The 17,239-nt window shown below is 41.7% G+C and carries 15 protein-coding genes; 1 reads left to right on the top strand and 14 read right to left on the bottom strand.

Translation table 11 applies throughout. The features are described 5' to 3' along the window. Nucleotides 1–267 precede the first annotated feature (267 nt). The 13 genes from V1500_RS10430 to V1500_RS10370 all read right to left on the bottom strand — a co-directional run bounded on the left by V1500_RS10430 (nucleotide 268) and on the right by V1500_RS10370 (nucleotide 13,942). Nucleotides 268–1,512, bottom strand: a complete 1,245-nt coding sequence (locus V1500_RS10430; protein WP_409305493.1) for a competence/damage-inducible protein A — start codon at nucleotides 1,510–1,512, stop codon at nucleotides 268–270. A gap of 17 nt (nucleotides 1,513–1,529) precedes the next feature. After that, a complete protein-coding gene (gene pgsA, locus V1500_RS10425; RefSeq protein ID WP_409305492.1) occupies nucleotides 1,530–2,114 on the bottom strand; it encodes a CDP-diacylglycerol--glycerol-3-phosphate 3-phosphatidyltransferase in 585 nt (194 codons plus the stop codon). 72 nt (nucleotides 2,115–2,186) lie between these two features. Continuing rightward, complete coding sequence (locus V1500_RS10420) at nucleotides 2,187–3,089, bottom strand: helix-turn-helix domain-containing protein (protein ID WP_409305491.1); 903 nt, start codon at nucleotides 3,087–3,089, stop codon at nucleotides 2,187–2,189. Nucleotides 3,090–3,097: 8 nt separating this feature from the next. After that, nucleotides 3,098–3,889: a DUF3388 domain-containing protein gene (locus tag V1500_RS10415; protein ID WP_409305490.1), complete on the bottom strand. Its 792-nt coding sequence runs from the start codon at nucleotides 3,887–3,889 to the stop codon at nucleotides 3,098–3,100. 308 nt (nucleotides 3,890–4,197) lie between these two features. Continuing rightward, on the bottom strand, nucleotides 4,198–4,455 hold the full coding sequence (locus tag V1500_RS10410) for a DUF3243 domain-containing protein (RefSeq protein ID WP_409305489.1): 258 nt from the start codon (nucleotides 4,453–4,455) through the stop codon (nucleotides 4,198–4,200). Nucleotides 4,456–4,534: 79 nt separating this feature from the next. Further along, nucleotides 4,535–5,260, bottom strand: coding sequence for an elongation factor P 5-aminopentanone reductase (ymfI, locus tag V1500_RS10405; protein ID WP_409305488.1), 726 nt, complete (start codon nucleotides 5,258–5,260; stop codon nucleotides 4,535–4,537). A gap of 99 nt (nucleotides 5,261–5,359) precedes the next feature. Then, complete coding sequence (gene yfmH, locus V1500_RS10400; RefSeq protein WP_409305965.1) at nucleotides 5,360–6,646, bottom strand: EF-P 5-aminopentanol modification-associated protein YfmH; 1,287 nt, start codon at nucleotides 6,644–6,646, stop codon at nucleotides 5,360–5,362. After that, nucleotides 6,646–7,923: an EF-P 5-aminopentanol modification-associated protein YfmF gene (gene yfmF / locus V1500_RS10395; protein WP_409305487.1), complete on the bottom strand. Its 1,278-nt coding sequence runs from the start codon at nucleotides 7,921–7,923 to the stop codon at nucleotides 6,646–6,648. The genes yfmH and yfmF overlap by 1 nt, the downstream gene beginning before the upstream one ends. 346 nt (nucleotides 7,924–8,269) lie before the next feature. Then, nucleotides 8,270–9,220, bottom strand: a complete 951-nt coding sequence (locus V1500_RS10390) for an ABC transporter permease (RefSeq protein ID WP_409305964.1) — start codon at nucleotides 9,218–9,220, stop codon at nucleotides 8,270–8,272. 9 nt (nucleotides 9,221–9,229) lie between these two features. Then, nucleotides 9,230–10,273: an ABC transporter permease gene (locus V1500_RS10385; RefSeq protein WP_409305486.1), complete on the bottom strand. Its 1,044-nt coding sequence runs from the start codon at nucleotides 10,271–10,273 to the stop codon at nucleotides 9,230–9,232. Beyond that, complete coding sequence (locus tag V1500_RS10380) at nucleotides 10,266–11,801, bottom strand: ABC transporter ATP-binding protein (RefSeq protein WP_409305485.1); 1,536 nt, start codon at nucleotides 11,799–11,801, stop codon at nucleotides 10,266–10,268. Before V1500_RS10380 ends, V1500_RS10385 begins: the two co-directional genes overlap by 8 nt. Nucleotides 11,802–12,034: 233 nt before the next feature. Beyond that, on the bottom strand, nucleotides 12,035–13,126 hold the full coding sequence (locus V1500_RS10375) for a BMP family ABC transporter substrate-binding protein (RefSeq protein WP_409305484.1): 1,092 nt from the start codon (nucleotides 13,124–13,126) through the stop codon (nucleotides 12,035–12,037). A 90-nt stretch (nucleotides 13,127–13,216) separates the two neighbouring features. Then, on the bottom strand, nucleotides 13,217–13,942 hold the full coding sequence (locus V1500_RS10370) for a GntR family transcriptional regulator (RefSeq protein WP_409305483.1): 726 nt from the start codon (nucleotides 13,940–13,942) through the stop codon (nucleotides 13,217–13,219). A 404-nt stretch (nucleotides 13,943–14,346) separates the two neighbouring features. Here V1500_RS10370 and V1500_RS10365 point away from each other — a divergent pair, with 404 nt between their 5' ends. Beyond that, nucleotides 14,347–14,646: a DUF6509 family protein gene (locus V1500_RS10365; protein ID WP_409305482.1), complete on the top strand. Its 300-nt coding sequence runs from the start codon at nucleotides 14,347–14,349 to the stop codon at nucleotides 14,644–14,646. Between the two features lie 89 nt (nucleotides 14,647–14,735). Here the strand turns inward: V1500_RS10365 and V1500_RS10360 are convergent, their stop codons facing one another. Continuing rightward, complete coding sequence (locus V1500_RS10360; RefSeq protein ID WP_409305481.1) at nucleotides 14,736–17,087, bottom strand: DNA translocase FtsK; 2,352 nt, start codon at nucleotides 17,085–17,087, stop codon at nucleotides 14,736–14,738. Nucleotides 17,088–17,239: the final 152 nt, after the last annotated feature.

Here is a 17,239-nt window from a genome sequence, read left to right as displayed (position 1 = left end):
TGTAACGATTCATTTTAATAGGTTTCAAACAAATTGTCTCATCTCAAAACCTATCTCTACTATATACTTTTTTTTCTAAATTAACAAGCAAAAAATCGAACATTCATTCGATTTTTTTAATCGATAACTAGCTTTAAAAAATAGAGTATCTTGAGGGGAAAATGGTAATATAACAATCCATTTTTAATCAAAAAACTATTTTCCTGCAAATTCTGTGTATTCGATTGCCATGAAAAAAAGAACAGAGCAGAAAGATACCTGCTCTGTTTACTGTGTATTTTTTAGTTGATGCAGCAAGTAGTGGCATCCATATTTTACACTGCGAATACGGTTCTGTGCCCTGCTTCCAGATAAATTCAGCTGTTTTGCCACCGACTGGCCATCTGGAAGAACAATGCCGACAAACACTGTGCCCACAGGTTTCCCTTCCTGTTCATCCGGCCCTGCTACACCTGTAAAGCTGATCCCAACATCAGCACCAAGCTGCTTACGCACATTTTGTGCCATCTCCAGAGCACATTCCTCGCTCACTACGCCAAATTTCTTGATTGTATCTTCGCTGACACCAAGTACTTCTGCTTTGACTTCATTGGTATAACTTACAATTCCGCCTTTAAATACTTTCCCGGCTCCAGGAATGCTCGTCAGCTGTTCCTGGAACATTCCTCCTGTAAGACTCTCTGCAGCAGAAATGGACAGCTTGCGGACTGTTAATTCTTTTACTAGCTCCTTGATCAAGGAAGTCTGGTCTGCTCCGTAATAAAACTCTCCAACGCGGCGAAGAATTTCTTTTTCAGATTCAGAAATCATTTCTTCACATTTTTCACGTGAGGAATGCTTTGCACTAATCCGAAGTGTAACTTCCCCATCAGCCGCAAGCGGAGCAATCGTGGGATTTGTCTGCTTGTCAAGAAGGTCTTCGATTTTCGTCTCAAGCAATGATTCTCCAATGCCAAAGAAGCGAAGCACCTTTGATTCGATTCTTTCGTGCTTGTCCATTTTTTTCATGAGGTTTTCAAAACCATAGGCAGTAAACATCGGCTGCATTTCTTTCGGCGGTCCAGGAAGGAGCATATACGTAATGCCTTTTTCTTTTATAACCATTCCTGGTGCCATTCCATGATCATTTGGGAGCACTTCCGACCCATCAATGATGAGTGCCTGTTTTCTATTGTTCTCTGTCATTTCACGGCCAGTCTTCCTGAAATATTCTTCTATTGAATGAAGCGCCGGTTCGTCATAGACGAGTTTTTTCCCAAGGTGGCGGGCGATTGTTTCTTTTGTTAAGTCGTCCTTCGTCGGACCCAGACCGCCTGTAAAAACAATAAGATTGGACCGGGATTCTGCGATTTCGAGAGCAGATTCAAGCCTCTTGTGATTATCGCCGACCACAGTATGATAAAAGACATTAATCCCCATTTCGGCAAATTGTACGGATAAATATTGTGCATTCGTATTTGCGATTTGTCCAAGCAATAACTCAGAGCCAACCGCTATTATTTCTGCATCCATCCTTACACATCCATTCTTTATTTAGAGTTTTTAAATATAGCCTTATTCTTGGCAAAATAGTCCCAACCGGACCAGACAGTGAAAATAAGGGAAACCCAAAGAGCAATATTGGCAAAAGGAAAATGTATAAGCGAGAACGGAAGATTGTTTAACAGCAATGCTGAGATTGCGACAATCTGTGTCCAGGTTTTAATTTTCCCCAGCATATTTGCAGCGACTACCTCTCCTGTATCGGCAAGAAGAAGCCGCAGGCCGGTGACGGCAAATTCCCTGCTGATAATAACGATCGCAATCCATGACTGGCCGTACATCAAATCCAAATCAACAAGGACGACTAGAGCGGCAGCAACTAACAATTTATCAGCCAATGGGTCCAGGAATTTACCCATATTAGTGACTAGGTTGAACTTTCTTGCATAATAGCCGTCTATCCAATCTGTTGCTGATGCAATGATAAAAACAAGGGTTCCAATCACATGTGATACAGCGATGGACTCATCTCCCAGTCTCCATTCTTCCCATGGAAATGGAACAAGCATAAGGATGACAAAAACCGGGATCATCAAAATTCTCGATATGGTAATTTTATTAGGTAAATTCACAACAATAACCTCCAGATTTCGCTTTGCAGCGTAAACAATATAGCAGAGAAAAAATAGCCACCATAAAGATGACTATTCGGGTTTGACAAATTGAATAGTAACGTTTTGGGTAACCGTCTTGGTAGGGGGAATGGCATATTCCAGCTTCTGATCATTGACAAATATATCTGTATCGGCTGCATTGCCAATTACAAGGAGCGCCCCCGATTCATTTGTAAAATCCAGGTCACGGCTTTGTCCATTTTTTAAGAGACCCTGAAAAAGGGATTTACCGTTCTGATTCTTTATATTTACCCATGTTTCCCCTTTGGAGGCAATCTTCAAACTAAATTTATCAGTGTTTTTCAATTGATAGGTACTGCTTTTCCCGCTTGTGCTCACAGAAGCAAGTTCTTGCTTAGGCTCTTCAGCAGGCGTCTCTTCTTTCTCCTCCGGCTGTTCTGTATCTTTTCCGTTATCAGCCGGGGCTTCTTCTTTTTTCTCTTGTTCCTTTTTCTTTAGAGTATCACTTTCCTGATAGCCAACATTTTCATTTGGTTCCACCTGTTTTTCATCGTCTTTTGAATTGTTGACGTACATCGCTATTAAAATATAAATTAACACCGCAGCTCCGATTACAAACACACCAACAAGAATTTTCGGAAACAAATCTGCAAACCTGGAATTTCCGGAGGATACAGTTTGTCTGGTCTTTACCCTCGACAGTTTTTCAGGTAACTCTTCCGTATACACAACAGGTATATCATTTTTGTATTGGTCAAAGATTTCTTCAGAGTCCAATCCTACTGCTTCACAATATTGTTTTATGAAAGCCCGCACATAGAACTTGCCAGGCATCATGTCATAGTTCCCTTCTTCTATTCCAATCAGATAACGCTTTTGGATCTTTGTTGCCTCCTGCAGATCCTCCAGGCTCAGGCCTTTGGCTTCCCTTTCTTCTCTTAGTCTATTTCCTAGTTCCGTCAAATAAAACACCTACCAATTTAAAAATCAAAAGAACCAAAGTTTGACCCCTCAAACTCATTGTTCTGCTCGACAACTTCGTATGTAATTTCTTCCTCGGGGTTGTTTCTCAACTCGATAATATAATCAAAATCATCAAGAGTGTACTCGGTATTCTGTATAAATACATCGGGATGCTCCACTACCTTTACGGCGTTCAGACGCATTATTTCCCGTACTAGCTGCCAGTGGCGCTCATTTGCACGGCGGGTCGAGACGATTCCGTCAAGAATGAATAAATTTTCACTGTTATATTCATCTTCAATAAGCTGGCTTCGAATTGTTTGCTTAAGCAAAGTGGATGATACGAAAAGCCACCTTTTATTGGCACATACACTTGACGCAACCACCGACTCAGTCTTTCCTACACGCGGCATACCTCTTATCCCGATGAGCTTATGCCCCTCCTGCTTAAACAGTTCTGCCATAAAATCAACCAATAGCCCAAGCTCAGACCTAACGAAGCGGAAAGTCTTTTTGTCGTCAGCATCACGCTGGATGTAACGACCATGACGTACTGCGAGTCGATCGCGAAGCTTGGGTTCACGCAGTTTAATCACTTTTATAGTATCCATCGTATGTAGGATTGATTCAAATCTTTGGATGTTTCTTCCATCTTTGGTTTTGAGCAGCATACCACGACGCCCCTCATCCACTCCATTGATTGTTACAATGTTAATGGAAAGCATCCCCAGCAAAGAAGAAATGTCTCCCAGCAAACCAGGCCGGTTCTTTTGTATTTCGTATTCAAAATACCATTCTCTTTGATCCATTATACCTTATCTCCCTAAGCGCAGGATTCTACAAAATTCCTCCTGCCGCCTGAAAATGAATATCCGATTGTCCAGCCGCCCAATAAAAAGAAAACAGCATTATTCTTGTCTAGCTTCTATAATATAGTATTTCTGTTTAAGATAAAAGGAAAAACCATCTAAACAAATCCGCTTTTTTCAAGGATTTTTGGTACGTGAGTTTGTTGGAAAGAGTCAGATGCATGAACACGATCACTCTTCTATTTTCAATTATTAATAAACATAATAAAAATAACCCTGTCTTTTCAGACAGGGTTCGGGAAAATCCATTATTTTGTTCCATTATTTTGGACGAGTTTTACCATCACGCTTGCAATAGCATGTTTTTCATCATTTGAAGCTACCGACCATAAATCAGCCAGCACACGCTCTTGTTCATTTTGCGGATCTACATTCTTGGCGAGGTAGTCTCCGATTTCTGTAGCAAGATCGTTTACTGCAGCTCCGCCCAAACCTTGGTTTTGCCCCTGATCAAGCCTGTCGCCCAAAAAATTCTTCCATTGATCCCAGTTATCTAAAACCGACATTTTCAATCATCCTTTCCTCCAAATAGTACACCGTTAGTGTGTGGAGGAAGGATGATTTTTATGCAAAAAAATGAGTTCTTTATGTATACCAGCCCCCGTTTACGCCAAGTACCTGCCCGGTAATGTAAGAAGCTTTTTCTGAAAGAAGAAAGGCGACAGCTTCAGCCACTTCCTCCGCCTGGCCAACTCTTCCCATGGGAATGTCAGCTTTTAGTATATCTACCTCCTGTGCACTAAATGACTCAAGCATGGCTGTGGATATGGCTCCTGGGGCTACAGCATTGACTCTAACGCCACTCATGGCCAGTTCCTTGCTCAGAGCCTTTACAAATGCGTTTTGCCCGCCCTTTACCATAGAATAAAGAACCTCGCATGAAGCTCCGGTCTCCCCCCAAATCGATGTGACCGCAACTATCGATGAACGGTCCTTGTACATGATCTTTGGGAGAAGCACCTTGGAAAGTAGAAATGGAGATGTAACATGAAGCTGTATCATCTTTTCCACAGTATCATTATCCATATCAGTAATAAGTCCATAATAGCTATTCCCGCTGTTCAATACGATGGAATCTAATGAAAAGATATTTTGTGTCAATTTATCTACACCTTTTTTTTCAGATAAATCCGCCTGAATCGGGATCAGCTCCGTACCAGTTTGTTCAAGTTCACTCACTAAATGGTTAATTGCTGTATCATTGTTATTATAATGGAGGTATAATGAATATCCCACACTTGCCAATTTCTTTGCTATCGCCTGTCCTATTCCGCCGCTTGCCCCGGTAATAAGCGCATAAGGTTTTGCCACCTATGTTTCCCCTCCTGTTTCTCTACTTGCTTAATTATATTATAAGGATTGTCTGATAGCGTGCAAAAACCCTGCCTAATAAGACAGGGCCTTCCTCCATCATTTTGGCACTACCATACAAACTGTGATCCTTTCCTGATCAATCAGGGTTTGTGCTGCACGCTTAACATCATCTTCCGTTATTTTTTCTAGGACAGGCACCACTTCAAAAAGGTTGGTCTCATTGAATGCATACCTTGTAAATTGATTCGCTATATATTCTGGTGAATTCAAAGAACGAAGAAATCCTCCGATTTTTTTCTTGATGGTCCTTTTGACACTGTCTTCTTCGATTCCTTCTCCATTTTTCGCTTTTAGCAATATTTGTGTAAGCCTGCTTTCCAGTTCATCAGGCTTTTGGCTGTCACCGCCTATTAATGCAAATCCGAAGCCTTGTTCCTGGGTAAAATCGAATGAAAAGGAAGTGTCAATAAATCCCTCGGAATACAACTCCTCATAGAATTCTGAGCTTTTACCAAACAGTACCTCCAACAAAACATTTACAGTTAACTCATTTTTCAGCATATCCGTGCCGCTCATGTCAGGATGGTGCGCTTTGATTCCGAGCATTACTTTTGGAGTCTGAACATTCATTTTTAAAACCTGCTTTTTGGCAGCTACACTCGATGGTTCTTCATCGAAAATTCGTTGAATATCCGGCTGGTCACGATACTCTTTTTGATTCTGGTTTGTACGGATCAATGCCATGGTTGCCTCTGCATCAACAGGTCCCACAATAAACAGAAGCATGTTGCTTGGATGATAAAATGTTTCATAGCATTCATACAACATATCCTTCGTTATTTTATCAATGGATGGAATCGTACCTGCAATATCTATTTTGACAGGATGATTGTGGTACATATTTTCAATAGCCCCGAAATACAATCTCCAGTCTGCATTATCATCGTACATATTAATTTCCTGACCGATAATGCCCTTTTCTTTTTCTACCGTCTTTTCAGTAAAATACGGCTCCTGGACAAAGTCCATAAGCGTAGTCAGGTTCTTCTCAAAATCAAATGTACTGGAAAAAAGGTATGCTGTTCTCGTGAAGGAGGTAAAGGCATTTGCTGACGCACCTTGCTTGCTGAATTGCTGGAAGACATCACCATGTTCCTTTTCAAAAAGCTTATGCTCTAGAAAATGGGCAATTCCATCAGGAACCTTTACAAATTCATCTTTGTTCAACGGTTTGAAGTGGTTGTCAATCGACCCGTACCTTGTTGTGAAGGTCGCAAATGATTTATTAAAGCCTTGTTTTGGCAGAATATACACATTCAGCCCGTTATCCAGCTTTTCATGATATAACTCTTCATGTAATTGCTTAAATGATATGCGTTCCATCAACCCTGTCCCTCCATTCCGGTTAAGAAATAAATCGTATCCAAATTTACTTTTTGTGCCGCGCTTATTATTTCTTCCCGTGTTGTACGTTCTGTCCTTTCAATCCACTCGTCCAGCGGAATCCCTTTTCCTGATATCACTTGATGATATAATATTTCCACTAAGCCTCTTGGTACATCGATCGTTTCTAAAATCTGATTCTTGACAACAGCTTTTGTCTGTTCAACATCGTCATCAGTAAAATTGCCCTTTTTCATTTCAGCAAGCTGTTCCTTGATAATATTTACCGCTTTTTCAAAATTTTCGTTCTCTATGCCAGACATGACCATCATTAAGCCCTTATGGCTTTCAAGACGGGAAGATACATAGTAGGCAAGGCTTTCTTTTTCCCTGACATTCATGAAGAGTTTAGAATGGGAGAAGCCTCCAAAAAGTCCATTAAACAATTGCAGTGCAAAATAATCATCATCACCATATACGATCCCGGTGCGGTATCCGATATTCAATTTCCCCTGCTTTACATCCTGCCGTTCTACCACTTGTTTTTCCTCGCCCAATTTATGTTGTATGGGCTGGATCCTTTGAGCTATGCGATTGGCTAGCTTTATAAAACGGTCTGCATGCTGTTCAACCTCTTCATTTTGGAAATCCCCTATTATGTATAGATCAATCTCATCCTCCGCTAAGGCTTTTTTATAATATGAATAAAGAGATTCTGGCGTAATGTTATCTAAATCCTCCAGCCTTCCCGAAGCGTCTATGGCATAAGGCTCATTCTCGCACATGACCTCCACGAGCCTGGTTGCGGAATATCTCATTTTATCATCATAGATTGACTGGATCCTTTGTGCCAGCGAGCGTTTTTCCTTGTTAACTGTATTTGTATCAAATGAATTATCACTGATGTTAGGATGAAAAATAACCTCTGACAGCAGCTCAAAACCTTTCTCTAGAAGCGGAGCAGGATCGGACAGGAATTTTTCATTTGCAATTTCCATCGTAAAGGTGATTATATGGTACTCACCTTTCTTGGTGACATCGACATACAGGTTAGCACCATAGAGGTCATCCAGATAGGAGCGAAGCTGTGTCGAGGATGGAAACTTCCCCGTTGTACTTTGAAGAACATAAGGCAGCAGCGAACGGATTGTAACCGTTTCTTGAGACAGCGGGGCCTTCATTTTAAAAACAAGTGAATTTGTTTTATATTTATCGGTATTAACTAGATGGAGCCTATATCCTTCCTTGGCGTGTGCGATATCAGAAGCAATTGCCATCGAAATCCTCCTCGGTTTAAAACAGATTTTTAACAGATAGTTACATTGTTTGTAGATGCCATATCTTTTAAACATAAAATAAACCCGCAGAATAGTAAAGACATACAAATTATTAATTAATTATTCCTTCCCATTAAATATACTAGGATTTGGAAAATTCATGCAAGCAATATGGAGTAATCCTGGATGGAGAGCGGTCTGCCGATTTTTTGCGAACATATGGTATTTCAAATTAATAGATAACCATTTCCATATCTGAACCGACATAAGGGTATTTAGAAAATGAGGAAACAAAAAATAAAGCCCGGACCAAAAATGGTCCGGGTTATGATAAAAATAAGCGGAATTAACGGCTTCCTTTGATATACGGAATCCCCGATGCTTTAGGGGCATCTGCACGTCCGATGAAACCAGTTAATGCGAGAATGGTCAATACATAAGGTGCTATGATAAGGAATACACTAGGTACATCCTTTAATAACGGAATGCTAGTTCCAACAATACTTAGACTTTGTGCAAAACCAAAGAATAACGCTGCTCCCAATGCCCCAAGCGGATGCCATTTTCCAAAGATCATGGCTGCCAGGGCCATGAATCCCTGCCCGGTAATCGTGGCATGGCTGAAATCCAGGGTTACCGTCTGGGCATATACTGCCCCGCCCAGTCCGCCAAGCAGACCGCTTATCATAACAGCCACGTATCTCATGCCTGTAACATTCACTCCCATCGTGTCCGCTGCCATTGGATGTTCACCGACCGAACGAAGCCGCAGTCCAAAAGGAGTTTTATATATAATGAACCAAGCTAAAATTGCTACGCCAAATGCGATAAAAGAAGTATAATATACATTCGAGAAAAAAAGCGGGCCAATGAGCGGTATATCACTTAATACCGGAACATCCGTCCTTAGGAAACGCTCCTGGATCATATCCGTCTGGCCCTTCCCATAAAACTTCTTAACCAGGAACAAAGCAAGCCCCAGTGCCAGCAGGTTAAATGCCACCCCGCTGACTGTTTGGTCCGCACGCAGGGAGATAGAAGCGACTGCGTGAATGAGGGAAAGAATGGCGGCAACCACCATGGCAGCTACCAACGCCACCCAAGGCGTCGCTCCCCCGAAAGTATCGGCAAAAGTCAGGTTAAAAACAATACTTACAAACGCACCAATAACCATCAAACCTTCCAGACCGATGTTGACAACTCCCGATCTTTCTGAAAACACACCGCCAATTGCTGTGAAAATAAGCGGAGCGGCCATGAAAATCGCAGAGGAAATAAGAATCTCGAGCACCTGCATCAAATCCACTTATTTCACTCCTTTCTTAAAGCGTCTGTAAACCCATTGAATCATATAGCTTGAAGCTACAAAGAAAATTATTAACGCAATGACGATATCTACCAATTCATTAGGTACGTCAGCGCTTGGCATATTCAGTGCCCCCATTTTTAGGCCACCGAATAAGAATGCTGCCAAAACCACCCCCAGAGCAGTGTTGGCACCCAGAAGAGCAACAGCGATTCCATCGAAACCGACACCTGTAAATGCCGCCTTTATGGAAGCATATTCAAATGTGCCCAAACCTTCCATCGCTCCACCTAGACCAGCGAAAGCGCCGGAAATAACCATTGATAATATAATATTTCTGTTTACATTCATTCCAGCATACTGGGAAGCATGATGGTTAAATCCTACTGCCCGAAGTTCATATCCTTTAGAGGTTTTCTCAAGGATGAACCACATAATCACCGCTGCAGCAATAGCAATCAAAATCCCCCAATGCATTCGGGAGAAATCGGTTAACTCAGCGAGTGTGTTTGAAAATCTTAATGAGGCTGAAGGAAATACCTTTTCAGTCGAATCCCCTTTTTCAGCAATCACATTACGAATTAAATAATTCGTGGTATGCAGAGCAATATAGTTCATCATAATCGAAACGATTACTTCATGCACCCTGAACTTAGCCTTTAAGAACCCTGGAACAAATCCCCAAAGAGCTCCCGCAGCGGCACCGGCCAAAATTGCCAGAGGCAAATGTATGAATTTGGGCAGTTCGAATGCTACACCTACCCAGACTGCCGCTACCCATCCAACAATCAATTGCCCTTCCACACCGATATTAAATAATCCTGTACGGAATGCGAATGCGACTGCCAGCCCTGCGAATATATACGGCGTAGCCTGTCGCACCGTTTCTCCCACATAAAAAATCTCACCAAAAATGCCATCCCACAGGGCTGAATAGCCTGCCACCGGATCATAACCGCTTGCAAGCATGATGATTGCACCGGCAATAAGCCCAAGCAATACGGATATGACAGGTATTAATAAACCTTGAATTCGATTAGCCATGGACCTCTCCACCTGCTTCCTTTCGTTTGCTGCCTGCCATTAATAGGCCGAGTTCCTGCTCATCCGTTTCTTTTGGATTTACAATTGCCACTATTTTCCCTTCGTAAATAACAGCAATTCTGTCACTCACATTCAGAATCTCATCCAGCTCGAATGAAATCAGAAGAACTGCCTTCCCGTTGTCGCGCTGGTCAATCAGGCGCTTATGAATAAATTCAATCGCTCCAACATCCAATCCGCGTGTTGGCTGTGCAGCTATAAGCAGGTCAGGGTCCCTGTCCATTTCCCTGCCGATGATTGCTTTCTGCTGGTTACCGCCTGATAAAGCCCTCGCCGGTGTTGTCTCGCTTGGTGTCCTTACATCAAATTCTGAGATAAGCTTACGTGCTTTCTCATAAATTTGTTTATAATTTAAAATACCATTTTTAGAATATGGCTTCTGGTAATAGGTTTGCAAAACCATATTTTCACCTATTGGAAAATCAAGGACAAGACCATGTTTGTGCCGGTCTTGGGGGATATGCCCAATCCCTTGTTCGGTGATCTTCCGCGGCGGGAGGTTTTGAATTTCCTTTCCATTCAGCTTGATTGAACCGCTGTCCACTTTGCTTAATCCGGTTATTGCTTCTATTAATTCAGATTGACCGTTGCCATCGACTCCTGCTATGCCGACTATTTCACCGGCACGCAAACTCAGGCTTAGGTCATTAACCACATTGATTCCCCTTGAATCTTTGACTGTAACACCGGAGATTTCCAGGACTTGCTGTTTAGGAGAAGGCTCCCCTTTTTCAGTGGTAAAAACGACATCCCGGCCAACCATCAGACTGGCAAGTTCCACCGGATTTGTTTCACTGACATTGACAGTTCCAATCCCTACCCCTTTACGAATCACTGTTACCCTGTCACATACCTCCATGATTTCTTTCAACTTATGCGTAATCAGAATAATAGATTTTCCTTCTTTAATTAATGTTTTCATAATTTGAATGAGTTCTTTTATTTCCTGAGGCGTCAGTACGGCTGTCGGTTCATCAAATATGAGGATTTCAGCCCCGCGATACAGCGTTTTCAGTATTTCTACCCGCTGCTGCATCCCAACTGAGATTTCGGAGATCTTCGCCTGCGGATCTACGGATAAACCATAACGTTCGGAAATTTCACGAACTTCTTTTTCAGCACGTTTAATATCAATTCTTCCGGCTTTCGTTGTTTCTTTTCCTAGAATGATATTTTCGGTAACTGTAAATGTATCAACTAGCATAAAGTGCTGATGGACCATACCTATGCCCAGGTCATTGGCTACATTTGGGCTAGTAATGTTTACTTTTTTCCCATTTACCCGAATTTCTCCTTGTTCAGGCTGGTAGAGGCCGAACAGTACATTCATCAGCGTAGACTTGCCCGCTCCATTTTCGCCAAGAAGAGCATGGATTTCTCCCTTTTTGAGCTGGAGAGTTATATTGTCATTTGCAACAATGCCTGGGAATTCTTTTCGGATATTCAGCATTTCTATTACATGTTCCACGCGTGGATTCACTCCTTTATGTAAAGGTTATGGGTCTGTAAAAAAACGGTAAGAAGTCAGACCTCTTACAAGGGCAAAAAAGAAGGCAAATGCTTTCTAATAAAACCCTAACGCAAACATCAAATACATCCTGATCGTTAATGTTTCCGTTAATGTTTTAGGAACTTTGCCATTTCAATGAATAAGGCCAGCCCTAGCCGGCCTTATCACTATATCTTGAAGTTTTCTGGTAATTAAAACTTGAAGTTTTTCAACTCGTCACGTGTCTTAGGAACTTCGATTTCACCGTTCTTAATCTTAGCTGTCCACTCGTCAACGGCTTTAAGGGCTTCTTCCGAAACATTATCCTTAGTAGGAGCAATGGATACCCCATTTTCTTCTAAACCATACTCAATTACTTCTCCGCCAGGGAATTTACCATCTTTTGCTTTTTGCGCAATATCCGCTACTGCCAAATCCACTCGCTTAACCATGGAAGTCAAAGTAATGCTCTTGTTAAGATCCTGGATAAAGCCTTCTTGAGCCTGGTCTTTATCTACACCAATAACCCAGATTTCTTTTTTAGGATCCTTTGCCTTAATTTCCTTGGCTTCTGCAAATACCCCATTACCAGTTCCGCCGGCAGCATGGTAAATAATATCTACGTTTTGTGTGCCGTACATTTTGCTGGCAATCGCTTTACCTTTTGCAGCATCTCCAAATGATTCTGCATACTCCACGAAAACTTCAGCTTTTGGGTTTACTGATTTAACACCGGCAATAAATCCAACTTCGAACTTATTGATCAATTCTCCGTCCATGCCGCCGATAAAGCCAATTTTATTAGTTTTTGTAGTTAGACCGGCAACGACTCCAGTCAGGAAAGAACCTTGGTGCTCTTTGAAGGTGATGCTTGCCACATTGTCTGCTTCTACAACAGAGTCAACGATTCCAAACTCTGTATTTGTTCTTTGGGCTGCGATTTCTTTTACAGGCTCAGCCAAGAGGTATCCAATTCCAAAAATTAAGTCAAAATCTTCACGGGCCAAACGATTCAGGTTTGTAGAGTAATCAGCGTCTGATTTTGATTGAAGATAATCAAAACCGCTCTTTCCTTTTTCAAGGTTATTCTTCTTTCCAAACTCCTGAAGACCTTCCCATGCAGATTGGTTAAAGGATTTGTCATCCACACCGCCGATATCTGTAACCATTGCGACAGTGAAGTCGTCTTTCTTAGCATCCGTACCACTGCCACTCGTAGTATCTGCATCTTTGCCGCATGCTCCAAGAATTGTTCCAGCAGCAAGAACCAATGACAGCGCCAAACCGAATTTACGCTTTTTCAAGGTTTGTACCCCCTAAGAATAAATAATAGTTGATTTAGTAGAAATGTTCCGAAAAAATAGAATGATCAAGTTCCCAACAAACCTTAAAAATTAGATTCTTTTTCTGAAAACATGGAAGCTGAATGCATCAGCTTTAAAATAATTGACCGAGTAAAGGACGGGCTCGTCTTTTTCATCGAAGTGCATTTGCTTCAGGACAAGCAAACCAGATTCCGGTTCACATTCGAGGACGGGAGAAACCTTTTCGTCATACCCTAAAGGTATAATTTCAGCAACCGCATAGGCAATATGCCTATTGGCTTCCTTCTCAAGGATATCAAAAATGGATTCATCCGAATGAGAGATTGCGTCCGGGAGTATACTTTCCGGAATTTTGTCCACACAATACACCACCGGTTTCCCGTTGGCAGTCCTTACCCTTTCAAGCAAAACTATTCCTTCTTCAAAGGAGCGGTTAAAACGTCTTATGTCTTCTTCTGTGGGTTTCTGAGTCGATGAACTTAAAAAAATGGTTCCTGGTTTTAAGCCTGCCTGCTCAATCATATTGGTCACACTGTTTAGCTGTTCAATGCCGGAAGTGAACATCGGTTTTGAATTGACAAATGTCCCGACTCCATGCCTGCGCACGATTACATGCTCTTCTTCCAGAATCCGTAACGCTTCCCGCAATGTTGCTCTTGAAACACCTAAATGCTTGGCCAGGTCAAACTCTGAAGGCAGCTTTTCTCTTTCTTTATATATCCCATCTTCGATGTCCTGCTTAAGGCGATCGATGACTTGCAGATACAGGTGCCGATTATCTGACTTAATAGACATGCTGCTTCCTCCAACCATTTTCTAAGACATCAGACCTCTGATGTGTAATCATTCCTACTAATCGAAAATACTATAACACTTTTTTCCCTATAAATAAATAGAGAATTAGATTTTGTCAAAAAAAAGCGAAAACACAAAAAAAACGCTTGATTTTACTGTACTTTTCCGCATTTAAGCAAACAAAATCCCCCACTAAATAATTATAAAAATAATAGAATAATATTACATTTTTTACATGAAGGTAAAGGAACATATCGAATGGTATAACACATTTTCATAGTCGATATTACCTACTAATTTCGTTTTGCTTTACAGTTTTTTCACGCCTGATTTGGACCTCTGGCTATTTTGCTTCCATTTTAGGTATAATAAACCGTAAATGTATGTTTGGAAGGATGATTGCCATGCTTGAAATAACTGGTTATAGTGTAGAATTGATAAAGGACCCTTTTGGAATATTATCAGGAGAACGGTATGAGTTCTTTCTCGATATCGAGGTTCCGGAGGATGATGAATTATACTCAGAGAATGGATTATCCATACGAGTGTTATACATGGTAGAGGAAAATCGGTCGGGAATCATTACGTATGATATTATCGAAAAAGGCGCTAATGAAATCCTTGATTTCGAACTTGAGGAAGATGAAGAAAAACTGATACAGAATTTCTGCAGCGAGCATTTACAGTATGCAGAAAGCGAATAGTTAAGCTGTATTAAAGCTTATAACAGCAAAGAACCGGCTGGCTTATGTGAGCCAGCCGGTTCTTTGCTGTTGGTAATAATCGTGTATGTTTATGAAGTATGGGCCTCATTCCCGCTTGAGTCTTTAGATACTAGGACCGTTCTGGGCTTGCTGCCTTCATATGGCCCTACTACTCCCCTTGCCTCCATCTCATCAATCAGACGTGCTGCACGGGTATAACCAATCCGAAAACGGCGCTGAAGCATGGAGACAGATGCAGTCTGCATTTCCACAATAAGCTGCACTGCTTCATCGTATAGTTCGTCATCCACTTCCCCAACCGCTTCATTTACTTCATCTGGTATCATTTCTTCATTGTATTGCGCTTTTTGCTGTGAAATTACATAATTAACGACCTCTTCGACTTCACTGTCTGATAAAAATGCCCCCTGTACCCTTACCGGTTTTGAAGCGCCTACAGGCAAGAAGAGCATATCTCCCCTTCCAAGCAGCTTTTCGGCACCACCCATATCCAGGATTGTCCGAGAATCTGTCATCGAAGAAACACTGAAAGCAATCCTGGATGGTATGTTAGCCTTAATGATTCCTGTAATAACATCTACTGATGGTCGCTGGGTGGCAATGATTAAATGGATTCCTGCGGCACGGGCCATCTGGGCCAGTCTTGTAATCGCATCTTCCACATCAGAAGATGCGACCATCATAAGGTCGGCAAGCTCATCGACAATAACAACAATGTATGGAAGCAACGGCTGCTTATCATCTTCTTCTATATTATGCTTAACCACATGGTCATTATAGCCTTCAATATTGCGGGTCCCGGTATGAGAAAAAAGCTCATAGCGCCTTTCCATTTCGCTTACTACTTTTTTAAGTGCCTGAGAAGCCTTTTTCGGATCTGTAACAACGGGGGCCAATAAATGCGGAATCCCATTATATACGTTTAGCTCCACCATTTTAGGGTCGATCATCATCATTTTGACTTCATGAGGTTTGGCTCTCATAAGAATACTTGTGATAATGCCGTTGATACATACGGATTTACCGCTTCCAGTTGCACCAGCTACAAGCAAATGGGGCATTTTATTCAGTTCAGCAAGCACTGCTTCCCCAGAGATATTTCTTCCAAGTCCAATTTGCAGTTTTGCCTCCGGTTTAACATGCTCCTTGGATTCCAGCACCTCCCTTAACGAAACCATAGCAATGTCGGAGTTAGGCACTTCAATTCCAATGGCTGATTTACCAGGTATCGGTGCTTCAATACGGATATCCTTTGCCGCTAATGCGAGAGCTAAATCATCAGCAAGGCTGACAATTTTGCTGACCTTGACTCCTACATCCGGATTCACCTCATATTTTGTTACCGCAGGACCCAGGTGGACCTGGGTAACCCTGGCCTTAACCCCAAAGCTCTGAAATGTTCTCTCCAATTTTGCTGCATTTTCATTAATAAGCCGATACTCCCCGCTTTGGTCGGTTTTTTTAGGCTGTGCCAGAATCGAAAGCGGAGGCATGGTATATTCTTTATTTTCCACTTCAGTAAATGTCATTGGAGGAGACATGTCCTCAATACCCTCTTCATCCAACTGCCGGGTTTTCTTTTTTGCGGGCTTTGGTTCAAGCAGCATATCCTCCATATGGTCCTCATCAGGACCATATGCCGTGTCCGCAAAATTTGATATAATTGGTTTCTCGGGCAGCAGAACCGTCTTTTCTTCCTGAACTGGAACAGCATGCTCCACGTCATCCACATTTTGTTGCGGTTCCTTTGCCAGCTGCTCCTTCTTTTTCTCCTTTTTTTCTTCTTTCCAGGTGTTCACATCCTCGCGGAATGCTTTCCACTGGCCTGAGAAAAAGTTTCCCGATGCGATCATAAATCTGCCTAATGTTTCACCAACTGTTTTTCCGGTCAGAAGAACAAATCCCGCGATAATGAAAATAATTGCTACTATCTTTGAACCGATTTCATCAAAGAGATAATAAGATGCGGCAAAAAGGATCGCACCAATCATCCCCCCGCCCAAATCGCTGGTACTTGTCGTCTGTTTCACGTCCATCCAAAAAAGCTCCCATGTATTGGATATTACGCTCGGCTTCTTGAAAGGACCTCCCTCAGCCAGTAAATTGAATAGAGTTACATGGCTTAAAAGCAGTATGCTGCAGACAATAAAGTAGACTCCCACCAGCTGGCGTTTCATAAAAAAAGGAAGACTCCTTTTTATCATCATATAAAAGCTCAGAACCACCAAGCCTATTAAAAGTACGATATACCATTCACCCATGAAAAATCGTCCCATGTACATGATGGATTTTCCGACTGCACCCAGCTTTGCTATTGCAATTAATGCCAGTCCTAAAATGATTAATCCAATTAACTCATATTTCAATGTAGTTTTTATTTGCTCCGTATTTTTCGATTTTCTGCGTTTTCGCTTTGCCATTTTTTATCACCTGTTTTGTTTATGTATCCTATTGCCTTCGTCCATTGAAAGTTTCGCATAAAGCATCCCCAGACAAAGCCATAAAAGAGAATAAAGCAGCCTGCCGGCTGCTTTTATCGAATTACTTTAAGTATACCATATTTCTGATGTCT

This window comes from Peribacillus sedimenti (genome assembly GCF_046237635.1).
In the GTDB taxonomy this organism is placed as follows: domain Bacteria; phylum Bacillota; class Bacilli; order Bacillales; family DSM-1321; genus Peribacillus; species Peribacillus sedimenti.
The sequence above is the reverse complement of the archived record's forward strand: the minus strand, read 5'-3'. Positions and strand labels throughout refer to the sequence as shown.